The sequence below is a fragment of the Eubacterium sp. BIOML-A2 genome (genome assembly GCF_009680135.1).
Lineage (GTDB): Bacteria > Bacillota > Clostridia > Lachnospirales > Lachnospiraceae > Faecalicatena > Faecalicatena contortus_B.
This window is the reverse complement of record NZ_WKZK01000061.1, coordinates 17545-31756: the sequence shown is the minus strand read 5'-3', so window position 1 is coordinate 31756 and position 14212 is coordinate 17545. Positions and strand designations below refer to the sequence as shown.

The 14212-nt window shown below is 49.6% G+C and carries 17 protein-coding genes; all 17 read left to right on the top strand.

What is annotated here, in order from left to right; all coding sequences use genetic code 11:
• Positions 1 to 669 precede the first annotated feature (669 nt).
• The 17 genes from spoIIIAA (at position 670) to GKG43_RS18585 (ending at position 14212) form a co-directional block, all read left to right on the top strand.
• Positions 670 to 1614 (top strand): stage III sporulation protein AA, encoded by a 945-nt coding sequence (spoIIIAA, locus tag GKG43_RS18665; protein ID WP_050642412.1) that lies wholly within the window; start codon positions 670 to 672, stop codon positions 1612 to 1614.
• The gene (locus GKG43_RS18660) at positions 1599 to 2117 is read left to right on the top strand and encodes a stage III sporulation protein AB (RefSeq protein ID WP_025657587.1); all 519 of its coding nucleotides are present in this window, start codon (positions 1599 to 1601) and stop codon (positions 2115 to 2117) included. The genes spoIIIAA and GKG43_RS18660 overlap by 16 nt, the downstream gene beginning before the upstream one ends.
• 16 nt (positions 2118 to 2133) lie before the next feature.
• Entirely contained in the window at positions 2134 to 2328 is a 195-nt protein-coding gene (gene spoIIIAC, locus GKG43_RS18655; protein WP_009005678.1) for a stage III sporulation protein AC, read from the top strand.
• A gap of 39 nt (positions 2329 to 2367) precedes the next feature.
• On the top strand, positions 2368 to 2748 hold the full coding sequence (locus tag GKG43_RS18650) for a SpoIIIAC/SpoIIIAD family protein (RefSeq protein ID WP_153917573.1): 381 nt from the start codon (positions 2368 to 2370) through the stop codon (positions 2746 to 2748).
• Complete coding sequence (locus GKG43_RS18645) at positions 2745 to 3935, top strand: stage III sporulation protein AE (RefSeq protein ID WP_050642411.1); 1191 nt, start codon at positions 2745 to 2747, stop codon at positions 3933 to 3935. The genes GKG43_RS18650 and GKG43_RS18645 overlap by 4 nt, the downstream gene beginning before the upstream one ends.
• Positions 3936 to 3973: 38 nt before the next feature.
• Positions 3974 to 4336 carry a stage III sporulation protein AF gene (locus GKG43_RS18640; RefSeq protein ID WP_050642410.1) on the top strand — a complete coding sequence of 121 codons (363 nt, stop codon included), beginning with the start codon at positions 3974 to 3976 and terminating at the stop codon, positions 4334 to 4336.
• The gene (locus tag GKG43_RS18635; RefSeq protein WP_050642409.1) at positions 4326 to 4934 is read left to right on the top strand and encodes a stage III sporulation protein AG; all 609 of its coding nucleotides are present in this window, start codon (positions 4326 to 4328) and stop codon (positions 4932 to 4934) included. The genes GKG43_RS18640 and GKG43_RS18635 overlap by 11 nt, the downstream gene beginning before the upstream one ends.
• Positions 4935 to 4948: 14 nt before the next feature.
• On the top strand, positions 4949 to 5581 hold the full coding sequence (locus tag GKG43_RS18630; RefSeq protein WP_129879627.1) for a SpoIIIAH-like family protein: 633 nt from the start codon (positions 4949 to 4951) through the stop codon (positions 5579 to 5581).
• Positions 5582 to 5792: 211 nt separating this feature from the next.
• Complete coding sequence (locus GKG43_RS18625) at positions 5793 to 7385, top strand: peptide chain release factor 3 (RefSeq protein ID WP_129879625.1); 1593 nt, start codon at positions 5793 to 5795, stop codon at positions 7383 to 7385.
• A 72-nt stretch (positions 7386 to 7457) separates the two neighbouring features.
• A complete protein-coding gene (locus tag GKG43_RS18620; protein WP_050642406.1) occupies positions 7458 to 7841 on the top strand; it encodes an Asp23/Gls24 family envelope stress response protein in 384 nt (127 codons plus the stop codon).
• A 112-nt stretch (positions 7842 to 7953) separates the two neighbouring features.
• A complete protein-coding gene (gene nusB, locus GKG43_RS18615; protein WP_129879623.1) occupies positions 7954 to 8370 on the top strand; it encodes a transcription antitermination factor NusB in 417 nt (138 codons plus the stop codon).
• Entirely contained in the window at positions 8363 to 9583 is a 1221-nt protein-coding gene (gene xseA, locus GKG43_RS18610) for an exodeoxyribonuclease VII large subunit (protein ID WP_050642404.1), read from the top strand. Before nusB ends, xseA begins: the two co-directional genes overlap by 8 nt.
• Entirely contained in the window at positions 9564 to 9794 is a 231-nt protein-coding gene (gene xseB, locus GKG43_RS18605) for an exodeoxyribonuclease VII small subunit (protein WP_050642403.1), read from the top strand. The genes xseA and xseB overlap by 20 nt, the downstream gene beginning before the upstream one ends.
• Positions 9784 to 10674 carry a polyprenyl synthetase family protein gene (locus tag GKG43_RS18600; protein WP_055151190.1) on the top strand — a complete coding sequence of 297 codons (891 nt, stop codon included), beginning with the start codon at positions 9784 to 9786 and terminating at the stop codon, positions 10672 to 10674. The genes xseB and GKG43_RS18600 overlap by 11 nt, the downstream gene beginning before the upstream one ends.
• Positions 10675 to 10687: 13 nt before the next feature.
• Positions 10688 to 12562, top strand: a complete 1875-nt coding sequence (gene dxs, locus GKG43_RS18595; RefSeq protein ID WP_055151187.1) for a 1-deoxy-D-xylulose-5-phosphate synthase — start codon at positions 10688 to 10690, stop codon at positions 12560 to 12562.
• A 1-nt stretch (position 12563) separates the two neighbouring features.
• Positions 12564 to 13367 (top strand): TlyA family RNA methyltransferase, encoded by an 804-nt coding sequence (locus tag GKG43_RS18590; protein ID WP_055151184.1) that lies wholly within the window; start codon positions 12564 to 12566, stop codon positions 13365 to 13367.
• 11 nt (positions 13368 to 13378) lie between these two features.
• Complete coding sequence (locus GKG43_RS18585; protein WP_025657575.1) at positions 13379 to 14212, top strand: NAD(+)/NADH kinase; 834 nt, start codon at positions 13379 to 13381, stop codon at positions 14210 to 14212.

The window sequence follows — 14212 nt, the reverse complement described above, 5'->3', positions numbered from 1 at the left end:
GCATTCACTGAGAAATCTTGATGATTTCTCAGTGAATGCCGCCGGGCTATACGCTTCTGCTTTTTTACCGTTAGTACTTCCAGCCGCGCACTTAGAAGCCCCCGGAAACTGTCAGGTGTATCCGGGAAGGCTGCTCGCATCATGGCGTTAAATGATCCTCTACATGGTAGCTCTCTGGCGGGAGAGGCGGATGTGGCCTGGTTGAAGCGGACATTTGTATCAGTGTTAGGCAGCTTTTGGTTAGGAAAGGAAAATTATCAAGACACAACAAAAAAAGCGTTCCTATAAGTCGGACACGCTCCCCAGCCATTCCCGTTCAGAAACCCATCTGATTTGAGTACACAAGCAGATGCAGGCACACATGGGGCGGAAAGGCTTCTGGATGCGGGTTAGGGGGAGTTAAGGGAAAAAACAGAAAAACCGGGACAAAATGCGTGATTCCGAATCACGCATTTTCCTGTACCCAGCGCGTGAAATCCATCAGGATTTGACGTGATGTGTGCAGGTTGTTCCGGTTTTTCTGTTTTTTCCCTTTACTCCCCCTTACCCGCAAACACAGTCTTTCCGCCCCATGTGTGCCTGCATCTGCGACCCCCCTGCCACTCAACTCCAGATTTTCAAGTCATAAATTTGAGATGGGGACATATATTGTTTAAAGAGGTGGACAAGATGAATACAGCCAACAGAAAACAGCAGGTCCTGCAGGTGCTTGCGAAACCGGTCCGGTCTGCCGTTGAGGCGGAAGGGCTGGATTTTGAAAAGGTACAGGAGATCCGGATGCGGATTGGTAAGCCTCTTATTCTGGTTTATGACAATGAGGAAAGGCTGCTTCCTTCGGGAGAGCCTGCGGGGTACCTGATCACCAAGGAGGAGATACGTGAGACGCTGGAATATATCAGCCACTATTCACTGTATGCATATGAACATGAGATGAGACAGGGATTTATTACAATTGAAGGAGGGCATCGCGTGGGGGTGATGGGAAAGGCAATACTGGAAGGCAATAAAGTGAAGAATCTGCAGTATATTTCTTCTGTAAACATAAGAATGTCCCATGAGATTCTGGGGTGTGCGGACAAGGTCCTGCCCTATATTACGAAGAACCGCCAGGTATGCCATACTCTGGTGATTTCACCGCCCTGCTGTGGGAAAACGACGCTGATACGGGATCTGATCCGGCAGATATCGGACGGAAACAGGTACGTGAAGGGCTGTACGGTGGGTGTTGTGGATGAACGTTCAGAGATCGGGGGCTGCTATCTGGGAGTCGCCCAGAACCAGCTGGGTATGCGCACGGATGTGCTGGACTGTTGTCCGAAGGCGGAGGGGATGATTATGCTGATCCGCTCCATGGCCCCCCAGGTGATTGCGGTAGATGAAATCGGTTCTCCGGAGGATGTACATGCTATCGAGTATGCCATGCAGTGCGGGTGTAAAATGATTGCCAGCGTACACGGCCTGTCAATGGCTGAGGCGGCGGATAAGCCGGTGCTTGGCAGGATGATCAGGGAACGCAGGTTTGAGCGCTATATCATACTCGGCAATGAGAAAAGGCCCGGGGAGGTGCGGGAAGTATATGACGAACGGGGGAGCCTGCTATGCAGAGATTTATAGGATGCCTGCTGATCTTAGGGGCAACAACGGGGGCGGGGATCGCCTACGGAACAGAGCTCCAGCGGTATCTGGAAAAACTCCTCTATATCCGGCATATCGTTTATATGCTCAAAGGAGAACTGGAGTACTCCAATGCACCGCTGGGGGAAATATTCGGAAGAGTAGCGGTAAGAGTAAAAGAGCCTTACCGTAAATGGCTGCGTGTGATGGAGCGGCAGGTAGAAGAGCGCGAGGAGGATGAGTTTGCAAAAATATGGAACCGGTCCGTAGACCGTAACCTGAGTGAACTTCATCTCAAGAGCGTTCATTCTATACAGCTGAAAGAACTGGGAACATTTCTGGGACAGCTGGACGGGGACACATCCAGCAGGACCATGCAGCTTTACCTGAACAGGCTGGAGCTGGAAATCGAAAAAGTAAGAGAAGGGATGGCAGCAAAGAAAAGGATCGGGAACTGTCTTGGCGTGATGGGAGGAATTTTTCTGGTTGTCATACTAATATAACTCACGGGAGGATTCCATGACCATAAATCTGATATTTAAAATTGCGGCTGTCGGAATACTGGTCTCTATTCTGAGCCAGGTGCTCAAGCACAGCGGGCGGGATGAACAGGCATTTCTTACAAGCTTTGCGGGGCTGATACTGGTACTGTCATGGGTACTGCCATACATATACGATTTGTTTACATCCATTAAACAATTGTTTTCTCTGTAACAGCGGCAGTGTATAGGAAAGGGGAGCTTATATGTGAGCATGATTCAGATCGGAATTATCGGCGTAATAGGCGCACTGCTGTCGATTCAGTTTAAAAGCGGCAAATCGGAATATGGAATCTATATGAGTGTGGCCATCAGTATCCTTATTTTCGCCTGTATTGTAGACAGGCTTGAACTGTTTGTAAGGACGGTGGAACAGGTCAATCAGTATATCAAGATAGATACCAGCTATATCGCAACTATGCTGAAAATGATCGGTATCACCTATATAGCCGAATTTTCCTCAAGCGTCTGCAAAGATGCCGGATATCAGACCATTGCGGTTCAGATCGAGATCTTCAGCAAGCTGACCATACTGGCCCTCGGAATGCCGGTATTGCTCGCCCTGCTGGAGACAATCCGGGAGTTTCTGGCATGAAAAGGGGGCAAAGGATATGGCTGGGTGCCCTGGGGTTCTTGATATCAGTACTTCTTTGCGGCCTGGCAGGGGCTGGGAAAGGCTGTATGACGGTATATGCAGCGGAGGATACGGTAGATTATGATGCCGTGGAAAGCGGCGCCGAGAGCAAATTGTTCTCGGAGTTTGATTTTTCAGAGATTGACAACAGCCTGCAGAAAATATTTCCGGAAGAAAAAATGGATTTTAAGAGCCTGGTTACCTCTCTGATTGAAGGAGACGGAAAAAATGCAGGAGAACTGATTATGGAGTTTATATCGGATCAGTTTGCCTATGAATTCAGGTATAACCGCCAGAATCTGGCATATATGCTGCTGATTGCAGTAATTGCCGCAATTTTCACTAATTTTTCAAATGCGTTTCAGAACAGGCAGGTGTCGGAAATCAGCTTTTACGTATTATACATACTGCTGATTACCATGTGCCTGAATGCCTTCCGGATTGCCATGAGCGGCATCGAAGGGCATCTGGAGACGCTTCTGGATTTTATGCGGGTGCTGTGCCCCAGTTATTTTCTGGCAGTCGCCATCGCCTCGGGAAGCAGCAGCTCGCTGATTTTTTATAACATTGTGCTATTTCTAATCTATGTGGTGGAGGTGCTGATTCTAAGATTTTTGCTCCCCGTCATAAATATCTATATTATGGTGCAGGTGCTGAACTACCTGGCAGGGGAGGAGTATCTGTCGCAGTTTGCGGAGCTTCTGAGCAAGATGGTGACTTGGATCTTAAAAACGCTGGTAACCTGCGTGATTGGAATCAATGTAATCCAGGGGATGCTGGCTCCGGCCATTGACGCTTTGAAGCGCAGCGCACTGACAAAGACTGCCGAGGCCATACCCGGAATCGGCAACGCAATCGGAGGGGTAACGGATGTCGTGCTGGGAACGGCCGTGCTGATCAAAAACGGGATCGGAATGGCGGGAGCCGCGGTTATGATCGCCATCTGTGCCATACCGATTGTACAGATGGCGCTGATGACCCTGATGTACAAACTGACCGCCGCACTGGTCCAGCCGGTGTCGGATAAACGGATTACCGGCTGCATCAGCAGTGTCAGCCAGGGGTATGAACTTCTGATGAAGGTCGTATTTTCTACGGGGCTTTTGTTTCTGCTGACCATAGCAGTTGTTACTGCCAGTACATCATAAAATAAAGGACTGCGCTTAAGCCGGATAAAGGAGAGAGGATGTTTGACTTTATATATGAGTGGATACAGAACCTTGCTTTCTATCTGGTGATCGTTACCGCGGTGCTGCAGATCATACCGGGGAAAGGGTATAAGAAATATGTGCAGTTTTTTTCCGGGATGGTGATGATCCTGCTGATGCTGACGCCGATATTGAAGCTGACGGGAATAGAAAACAGGTTTTATGATCTGTACCACAGCCAGGAATACGAGATGGAAAAGGAAGAAATAGAAAAACAGAAAGATTATTTTGAAGGCCTGGATATCCTGGATTTTCTCCCGGAAGAATACGGGCAGGAGGAACAAAAGGCGGAGAATACCAAAAAGGGAATAGAAGTGGAGGAGATACAGGTTGGAGAATAAATGGAAAGATATCCTGGGCAAAATAAAGGGTAAGAAAATGCTTCCACAGAAAAACCAGCTGCTGATCCTTCTTCTGGTCGGGATTCTTCTGGTAGTGATCGCAATTCCTACATCCAATAAAAAGAAAGGAAGCGCGTCGGATGAGAGCAGGGACAGCGGGGAGGGCAGTACGGCCTCCTATGTGAATACAGATGAGGAATACGAACAGTACCTTGAAAAGCGGGTTGCAAGAGCGCTGGAATACGTACAGGGTGTTGGAAAGGCAGAAGTGATGATTACGCTGAAATCTTCCGGTCAGAAGATCGTGGAGAAGGACCAGCAGAGCAGCAGCCAGAATTCGGATGAGGAAGACAGTTCCGGGGGAACCCGAAGCGTGGAAGAGAGGACAACGGATAAGACGAGCATTTATGAGCAGGGATCGGACGGTTCCCAGTCACCCTATGTGAGCAAGGAACTGACTCCGGAAATAGCCGGAGTGCTCGTAGTAGCGGAGGGGGGAGACAATGCGGTTGTAGTGCAGAATATAACTGAGGCAATCCAGGCATTATTCGGTGTAGAGGCGCATAAAATAAAAATAATGAAAAGGACTGATACATAAAAGGAGGATTCCAAGTGAAGCGTTTATTTAAGAAAAATCAGATCATCATTACCACACTGGCAGTTATGATTGCCATCGCCGGATACCTGAATTACTCAGGACGGCTGTTTGGACAGTCAGACAAAGGTACGACAGAGGCAAATGCAGAACTGGCAAACAAGGAGCTGCTGGATATTTCGGAGGAAGACCTGGAAACAGGCTCCGGCGACATTGCAAGCAATGATTCCGAAATAGAAGGGACGCCCGGAGAGGCCGTGCTGACAAACAGCGGAGCAGACACCACGGTTGCACAGGCAAAAGTAGCCAGGGAACAGGTGCGCGCTCAGAATAAAGAAACGCTGCAGGCAATCATTGACAACACCAACATCAGCGACGAAGAGAAACAGGATGCAGTGGCACAGATGGTAAAGATGACGGAACTGTCTGAGCAGGAGGTGACTGTGGAAACACTGATGGCTTCCAAAGGATTTTCAGAGGCAGTTGTAAGCCTTACGGCAGATTCCGCGGATATCGTGGTGGACAGCGCAGAGCTGACAGATGCAAACCGTGCCCAGATAGAAGATATCGTTACGAGAAAGACCGATATTGCACCTGAAAATATTGTAATTACGCCGATCCATGAGGGCGGAACAGCAGAAGGAGAGTAAGTGTACCATGCGCAGATACATATGCTGCCTGTTGCGTATAATAATTTTTGAAACAGGCAGTATAAATCTGGAAATGTGGGAAGAATATTTCCAGTAAACAATTGCAGGTGATACCTTATTATGGTAAACTTATTTAATGTGCTTAATTGTAACAAATACATCCGAAAAAGATCAGCTTACATAAAAGAGACGAAAACAGGAGATTACAGATATGTCAGAGATTACAAATGAAATAAAAAAGAGAAGGACCTTCGCGATTATTTCCCACCCTGATGCGGGTAAGACGACACTGACTGAGAAGTTCCTGCTGTACGGCGGGGCGATTAACCAGGCTGGTTCCGTCAAGGGGAAAGCAACGGCGAAGCATGCGGTGTCAGACTGGATGGAGATTGAGAAGGAGAGAGGTATCTCGGTTACTTCTTCAGTCCTTCAGTTTAATTACGGGGGATACTGCATCAATATCCTGGATACTCCGGGACATCAGGACTTCTCTGAAGATACCTACCGGACATTGATGGCCGCGGACTCTGCGGTGATGGTGATTGATGCTTCCAAGGGTGTGGAGGCCCAGACGCGGAAGCTTTTCAAGGTCTGCGTTATGAGGCATATCCCGATTTTTACGTTCATCAATAAGATGGACAGAGAAGCAAAGGATACATTTGACCTGCTGGATGATATTGAGAAGGAACTGGGGATTGCAACGTGCCCCGTGAACTGGCCGATTGGTTCGGGAAAAGCATTTAAAGGTGTATATGACAGACAGAAGCAGGAAGTGGAATTATTTTCTGATACACATAAGGGAACAACCGTGGGGGAAGTCAAAAAGATTGAAGCAAACAATCCGGAACTGGACTGGATACTCGGGACAGAGGCGAAGGTTACGCTGGAGGAGGAGATCGAGCTCCTGGACGGCGCTGCAGCGGAATTTGACCAGGAGCTGGTCAGCAAAGGCGAACTTTCACCGGTTTTCTTCGGCTCTGCCCTAACTAATTTTGGAGTAGAGACATTTCTGAAGCATTTCTTAAGGATGACCAGTTCTCCGCTGCCGAGAATGTCTGACCATGGGGAGATCGACCCGATGAAGGAGGAAGACTTTTCAGCTTTTGTATTCAAGATACAGGCAAATATGAATAAGGCACACAGGGACCGGATCGCCTTTATGCGGATCTGCTCCGGTGAATTCGAGGCAGGCATGTCCGTCTGCCATATCCAGGGGGGAAAGGATGTGCGCCTGTCCCAGCCGCAGCAGATGATGGCCAGCGAGCGGAAGATGATCGAGAAAGCCTATGGCGGAGATATCATAGGCGTATTTGATCCGGGCATATTTTCCATCGGCGATACGCTGACTACCTCCAAAGAAAAGTTTGCTTATGAGGGCATCCCGACGTTCGCACCCGAACATTTTGCAAGAGTGCGCCAGGTGGATACGATGAAAAGGAAGCAGTTTGTAAAAGGGATCAACCAGATCGCCCAGGAAGGCGCCATCCAGATTTTCCAGGAATTCAATACCGGAATGGAAGAGATTATCGTGGGTGTAGTCGGTGTTCTGCAGTTTGACGTCCTGAAATACCGCCTGGAGAATGAATACAAAGTGGAGATCAGACTGGAAAATCTGCCTTACGAACACATCCGGTGGATTGAAAATGAAGAGGTGGATATGGACAGGCTGGTCGGCACCTCCGATATGAAGAAGATCAAAGATTTAAAGGACAGGCCGCTGCTGCTTTTTGTGCACGAATGGAGTATCCGCATGACCCTTGACAGAAACAAAGACCTGAAGCTCTCCGAATTTGGGCGTTCCTGATATTTCCCTTTGCAAACAGGGGGATATTTGTTATAATGTTTTAAGAGATTAAACCAACAGGAGGTTTTTACGATGGCAAAGGACGAAAGAAATACTTATACAATACAGAACGATTCCAGCATGGGAGAAGTCAAGATTGCAGATGAAGTGGTCGCTATTATCGCGGCGCTTGCGGCTACAGAGGTGGAAGGCGTGGCGTCTATGGCGGGTAATATCACCAACGAGCTGGTCAGCAAGCTGGGAATGAAGAATCTGTCCAAGGGTGTAAAGGTGGACGTGCTGGAAGGCGTAGTTACGGTTTCTCTGGCACTGAACCTGAAATATAACTACAGCATCATGGAGATTTCCACTAAGGTGCAGGAAAAGGTCAAGAATGCGGTTGAGAACATGACCGGCCTGGAAGTGGCCGACGTGAACATCAAGGTTGCAGGCGTGGATATGGAGAACCAGGAATAACCTTTTCGTTGCAAAGAATAGCAGATGTGTAGTATAATAAAGGATGTCGCAAGGCATCCTTTTCTTTATGGGAAAACATGGAGTCTGGGAATGCCAATGGAAAGGAGCCAACATGGTAAGAAGAGAACTTAGGGAGCATATCTTTAAGATGCTGTTTCAGATAGAATTTAATGAAATGGAAGATATGCTGGAACATCTGACACTATACTTTGAAAATTTGCCGAGTGCTGCAGAAGAAGATAAAAAATACATAAAGGATAAGTTTGAAGCAATTGTAAAAAAAGTACCGGAGATTGATATAGAATTGAATGAGAAGACCACGGGGTGGAAGACTACAAGAATGAGCAAGGTAGATCTGACGATCCTGCGTCTTGCGGTCTATGAGATGAAATGGGACGCGGATGTACCCGAAGGCGTTGCGATCAACGAGGCCGTCGAGCTGGCGAAGAGATTCAGCGGGGAAGAGGGCCCCTCTTTTGTAAACGGAGTACTTGCAAAACTGACAGACCAGGAGGCTGGACATGCGTAATGTCTACACGGTAAAGCAGGTAAATGCGTATATCAAAAATATGTTTACCCAGGACTTCATGCTGAACAGAATCTACGTGAAGGGTGAGGTTTCCAATTGTAAATATCATACTTCAGGGCATATATATTTTTCTTTGAAAGATGAGTCCGGCACGATGGCCTGTGTTATGTTCGCAGGCTCACGGTCAGGGCTTTCTTTTCGTATGCGGGAAGGCCAGCAGGTGATCGTGCTGGGATCCGTCAGTGTGTATGAAAGAGACGGCAAATACCAGCTCTATGCAAAAGAGATTATTCTGGACGGGGCGGGGCTTCTCTATGAAAAGTTTGAAGCATTGAAGAGAGAGCTGCAGGAGATGGGCATGTTTGCCCAGGAGTATAAGCAGCCCATCCCGGCCTATGTGAAGACGGTTGGGATTGTGACGGCTCCAACAGGAGCGGCGGTTCGGGATATTATCAACATAGCATCCCGCCGGAATCCTTATGTACAGCTGATCCTTTATCCTGCCCAGGTGCAGGGGGAAGGCGCGGCGGCTAGTATTATCCGCGGCATAGAGATGCTGGAGAAGAAGGGCGTTGACGTCATGATTGTGGGACGCGGGGGCGGGTCTATAGAGGATCTGTGGGCGTTCAATGAAGAGGAGGTGGCCCGGGCTGTATTTAACTGCCGTGTGCCGGTGATTTCGGCGGTGGGACACGAGACGGATACGACAATTATAGACTATGTGTCAGATCTGCGCGCACCGACGCCGTCTGCAGCGGCGGAACTTGCCGTTTATGAGTACCTGGGTACGGCCGGCGCCATGAGGGAGTATGAGGCAAGGCTCAGAAGATCCATGATGCAGAGAATAACCCAGGAACGCGTAAAGAGCAGGCAGGCGGCCATGAAGCTGAAGCTTGCACATCCCCGCCAGAAGCTGCTGGAAAAGCGTCAGAGAGCCGCGGATCTGGAGCAAAGGCTCCGTCTTTTGATGGAGGCCTGCCTGGAGAATAGACGACATCGGTTTGCGATCTATGTGGAGCAGATGAAAGGCCTCTCTCCGCTGGCCAAACTGAATCAGGGATATTCCTATGTGGCGGGCGCGACGGGCGCCAATATCAAATCGGTCCGCCAGGTGAAGCCCGGTGACAAAATCAAAGTTTATATGACGGACGGAAGTGTGCAGGCGGAAGTCCGGGAAATCGAGGAGGAACCAGATGGCAGAAAAGAAGAGTAAAAAAGAAGAAAAACAGCCTTCTCTGGAAGAGCTTTTTGAAGGCCTGGACGAAGTGGTTGCCAGACTGGAAGGAGAGGAGATTACCCTGGAAGAGTCTTTTCAGCTTTACCAGAAGGGGATGAACATGCTCAAGCAATGTAATGAGACGATAGATACCGTAGAGAAAAAAGTACAGATTCTGGATGAGGATGGAGATGCCCATGAATTTTAGTGAAACTTATCAGGCTAAGGTAAAAGCAATTGAAGCGATACTCATCGCATACCTTCCCGAGCGGACGGGCTATCAGGCAGTCATTATGGAGGCGATGGAATACGCCCTTATGGGCGGCGGCAAGCGTCTCCGTCCGATGCTGATGCAGGAGACATACTGCCTGTTCGGAGGAAAGGGCAGAATCATTGAGCCGTTTATGGCAGCTATTGAGATGATTCATACCTATTCGCTGGTACACGATGACCTGCCTGCTATGGATAATGATGATTACCGCCGTGGCAGAAAGACGACGCATGTGGTTTATGGAGAAGACATGGGAATCCTGGTTGGGGATGCCCTGCTGAACTGCGCCTTTGAGACTGCGGCCAGGGCTTTTGACGTGGAACCGCAGGAGAGCCTGCGGATTGGGAAGGCATTGCAGATCCTGGCGGGAAAGGCCGGGATATATGGGATGATCGGCGGTCAGGTGGTAGATGTGACATCCACGGGAAAGATGATTTCGGGTGAAAAACTGGACTTTATCTATCAGCTGAAGACAGGTGCGCTGATCGAAGCTTCTATGACCATAGGGGCAGTACTGGCCGGTGCGGCCTCGGATCAGGTGAAAGCAGTGGAGGAGATTGCGGCTAAGGTGGGGCTGGCTTTCCAGATACAGGATGATATACTGGATGTGACGGGTTCAGCAGAAGAGCTGGGCAAGCCGATCCACAGCGATGAAAAAAACGAAAAGACGACCTATGTGACATGGAAGGGCATCGACGGTGCAAAAGCACTGGTTGACAAGCTTTCCCGCGAGGCGCTTCAGCAGATGGAAGGCCTGGGGGCTCCGGACAAGTATCTCGCACAACTGCTGGAGTCTCTGATAAACAGAAGCAGATAGAGAGGGATTCCTAATGATATTAGAAAAGATCCAAAAGGAAAATGATATAAAGGAGTTACAGCCTGAGGACCTGGATCTGCTGGCGGAGGAGATCCGTGAATTCCTGATTGAAAAGATCAGCAGGACAGGCGGTCATCTGGCCTCGAATCTGGGCGTTGTGGAGCTTACAATGGCCCTGCATCTGGCCTTTGACCTGCCTCAGGACAAGCTGATCTGGGACGTGGGGCACCAGGCATATACGCACAAGCTGCTGACCGGGCGCAGGGCAGGATTCGATGACCTGCGTAAATACGGCGGCATGAGCGGATTTCCGAAGCGCAAAGAAAGTGAGTGCGATGCATTTGATACCGGGCACAGCTCAACTTCTATTTCCGCCGGGCTGGGTTATGTTGCGGCCAGAGATATTCTCGGTGAAGAGCACCATGTCGTCTCTATTATCGGGGACGGTGCAATGACAGGCGGGATGGCATATGAGGCGCTCAACAATGCCTCCAGGCTGAAAAGCAATTTTATTATTGTATTAAATGACAACAACATGTCTATCTCGGAGAATGTAGGCGGCATGTCCAGGTATCTGAATGGCCTGCGCACAGCAGAAGCCTATGTGGGGTTGAAAAAGGGCGTGGAAGATACGCTTTTGAAGATTCCGGTTCAGGGCGAGAAAATTGTCAACCAGATGAAAAAGACTAAGAGCGGCATCAAACAGCTCATTGTACCGGGTATGTTTTTTGAGGACATGGGGATCACTTATCTGGGACCGGTTGACGGGCATGATGTGAAAAAATTATATAAGGCGCTGAATGAGGCAAAGCGTGTAGACCATGCGGTGCTCGTCCATGTACTGACAAAAAAAGGAAAAGGATATGAGCCTGCAGAGCGGAATCCGGCGCGATTTCATGGAACCGGGCCTTTTGACATAGAGACCGGGGCCGCCAGGGATGCTTCGGCCAAGGACAGCTACACAGATGTATTTTCCAAGGTGATCTGTGATGTTGCCAGGCATGACAGTAAGGTGGCGGCGATCACGGCGGCCATGGCAGACGGAACCGGGCTGAACCGTTTCCAGAAGTACTATCCGGACCGGTTCTTTGACGTGGGAATTGCGGAAGAGCACGCGCTGACGTTTGCAGCAGGTCTTGCGGCGGGGGGAATGAAGCCGGTAGTGGCGCTTTATTCTTCCTTCCTGCAGAGGGCTTACGACCAGGCGATCCACGACATCTGCCTGCAGAAGCTGCCGGTTGTGCTGGCGGTGGACAGGGGAGGCCTTGTCGGCAGTGACGGAGAGACGCATCAGGGGCTTTTCGATTTGTCTTTTCTTGCTACGATCCCGAATATGACGATCATGTCGCCAAAAAACCGCTGGGAGATGGCAGATATGGTCAGATATGCAGTGGGCTTTGGGTATCCCATAGCCTTGCGGTATCCAAGAGGATCGGCTTATGAGGGGCTGAAGGAATTCCGTGCTCCTATTACCTATGGTAAAAGTGAAGTTCTCTTTGAGGAAGAGGATATTGCCGTTCTGTTTGTAGGACACATGGCAGCGGTTGCTGAGGCCGTACGCCTCAGCCTGAAAGACATAGGATACAGCTGCAGCCTGGTAAACGCACGCTTTGTAAAGCCGCTGGATACGGAAATGCTGGAGCGGATGGCAAAAGAACACCAGCTGTTCGTTACGATTGAGGAGAACGTCCTCTCCGGAGGCTACGGAGAGCGTGTGCTGGAGTATGTGTCACGTGCGCGCCTGGGGGTGCATGTTCTGAATATCGGGATACCGGATGATTATGTGGAACACGGCAACGTGGATGTACTGCGCCATGAGGTGGGGCTGGACTGTGAAACAATCGTAAAACAGGTAATTACAGACTATGTGACGATAAGGAATGAGTAAAATGAAAGAACGATTAGATGTGTTGCTGGTAAAACGGAATCTGGCGGAATCCAGAGAAAAGGCAAAAGCCATTATCATGGCTGGAAGTGTCTTTGTAGACGGGGAGAGAGAGGATAAGGCAGGTTCGTCTTTTCCGGTGGATGTGCGGATCGAGGTAAAAGGACATGCACTGCCCTATGTCAGCCGCGGCGGGCTGAAGCTGGAGAAGGCTCTTGCCAATTTTGATGTCACTGTCGAGGGGAAAGTCTGTACAGATGTGGGATCCTCCACGGGCGGATTTACGGACTGTATGCTGCAGAACGGCGCTGTGAAAGTCTTCGCCATAGACGTGGGACGCGGCCAGCTGGACTGGAAGCTCCGTCAGGATGAACGGGTCGTCTGCATGGAAAAGACGAATATCCGCTACGTGACCCCTGAAGACATTGGGGAGCCTGTTGATTTTTCTTCGATAGACGTATCTTTCATATCTCTGACAAAAGTACTGGGACCAATCCGCGGCTATCTGCGGTCAGAGGGGGAGATCGTGGCGCTGATCAAACCGCAGTTTGAGGCCGGCCGGGAAAAGGTAGGAAAAAAGGGAGTGGTGCGTGAAAAGAGCACCCACCATGAGGTGATCGAAAAGGTGGCGCAGTATGCGAATTCCATTGGATTTGAAGTGTTGAATATTGACTTTTCCCCGATCAAAGGGCCGGAAGGCAATATTGAATACCTGATCCACCTGCGTAAATGTGAAGGGGACGCCCCGGCAATTGCGGTGGATCTGGTGACTGTAGTAGAGAGGGCTTTTGAGACGCTGGCAAAATAAGAGGAAGCACCATGGATAAATTTTACGTTATTACGAATAAGCTAAAAGATGCTGACTACAGCATAACTAATGAAATCCTGGATTATATCGAACAGCATGGTAAAACCGGGATACTCTCCCAGAAGGACCCGGATGGGCATATTATACCGGGAACCGTCCCGGAAGGGATGGAGTGTGCCCTTGTGCTGGGCGGAGACGGAACGCTGATCCGCGCGGCCAGGGAGCTGGAGGGATATAATATCCCTCTGCTCGGAATCAACCTGGGTACACTGGGCTATCTGACTGAGGTGGAACTGCACGACTTCAGGGGCGCTCTGGACAGGCTGTTTGATAAAACACCTGAGATAGAGGAACGCATGATGATGCATGGCTGTGTGGAGGGCCGGCTGAACGACGTGGCGATGAATGATATTGTAGTGACAAGAGAAGGCGGGCTCAGGGTGATTCATTTTAATATTTCGGTAAACGGTGAACTGCTCAACAGCTATCAGGCTGACGGGGTAATCATCTCCACTCCTACCGGGACAACCGGGTACAACCTTTCAGCCGGAGGACCGATTGTGGAGCCCACGGCAAGCATGTTTGTCATAACCCCGATCTGTTCTCATGCTCTCAATACAAGCAGTATTGTGCTGTCCGCGGAAGATATCATTGAAGTGGAGATTTGCGAGGGGCGTTACGGCAAGACGGAGCATGCTGCCGTTACGTTTGACGGCGCCAGTACCGTGCCGCTGGTGACAGGAGATAGAATTACGATCGAAAAGTCGGGTGAGACTACAAAGCTGATTAAGCTCAGCAAGGAAAGCTTTATGAAGACTATGCGCAAGAAAATGAAAGGAAACTAG

What these genes read in the sequence shown, in the direction of transcription:
- GKG43_RS18590 (WP_055151184.1), top strand. Translation starts at nt 12,564, where the DNA reads ATGAAAGAACGATTAGATGTGTTGCTGGTAAAACGGAATCTGGCGGAA.
- GKG43_RS18640 (WP_050642410.1), top strand. Translation starts at nt 3,974, where the DNA reads ATGTTTGACTTTATATATGAGTGGATACAGAACCTTGCTTTCTATCTG.
- spoIIIAC (WP_009005678.1), top strand. Translation starts at nt 2,134, where the DNA reads ATGACCATAAATCTGATATTTAAAATTGCGGCTGTCGGAATACTGGTC.
- spoIIIAA (WP_050642412.1), top strand. Translation starts at nt 670, where the DNA reads ATGAATACAGCCAACAGAAAACAGCAGGTCCTGCAGGTGCTTGCGAAA.
- GKG43_RS18600 (WP_055151190.1), top strand. Translation starts at nt 9,784, where the DNA reads ATGAATTTTAGTGAAACTTATCAGGCTAAGGTAAAAGCAATTGAAGCG.
- GKG43_RS18660 (WP_025657587.1), top strand. Translation starts at nt 1,599, where the DNA reads ATGCAGAGATTTATAGGATGCCTGCTGATCTTAGGGGCAACAACGGGG.
- nusB (WP_129879623.1), top strand. Translation starts at nt 7,954, where the DNA reads ATGGTAAGAAGAGAACTTAGGGAGCATATCTTTAAGATGCTGTTTCAG.
- GKG43_RS18625 (WP_129879625.1), top strand. Translation starts at nt 5,793, where the DNA reads ATGTCAGAGATTACAAATGAAATAAAAAAGAGAAGGACCTTCGCGATT.
- GKG43_RS18650 (WP_153917573.1), top strand. Translation starts at nt 2,368, where the DNA reads ATGATTCAGATCGGAATTATCGGCGTAATAGGCGCACTGCTGTCGATT.
- GKG43_RS18585 (WP_025657575.1), top strand. Translation starts at nt 13,379, where the DNA reads ATGGATAAATTTTACGTTATTACGAATAAGCTAAAAGATGCTGACTAC.
- GKG43_RS18620 (WP_050642406.1), top strand. Translation starts at nt 7,458, where the DNA reads ATGGCAAAGGACGAAAGAAATACTTATACAATACAGAACGATTCCAGC.
- dxs (WP_055151187.1), top strand. Translation starts at nt 10,688, where the DNA reads ATGATATTAGAAAAGATCCAAAAGGAAAATGATATAAAGGAGTTACAG.
- xseB (WP_050642403.1), top strand. Translation starts at nt 9,564, where the DNA reads ATGGCAGAAAAGAAGAGTAAAAAAGAAGAAAAACAGCCTTCTCTGGAA.
- xseA (WP_050642404.1), top strand. Translation starts at nt 8,363, where the DNA reads ATGCGTAATGTCTACACGGTAAAGCAGGTAAATGCGTATATCAAAAAT.
- GKG43_RS18645 (WP_050642411.1), top strand. Translation starts at nt 2,745, where the DNA reads ATGAAAAGGGGGCAAAGGATATGGCTGGGTGCCCTGGGGTTCTTGATA.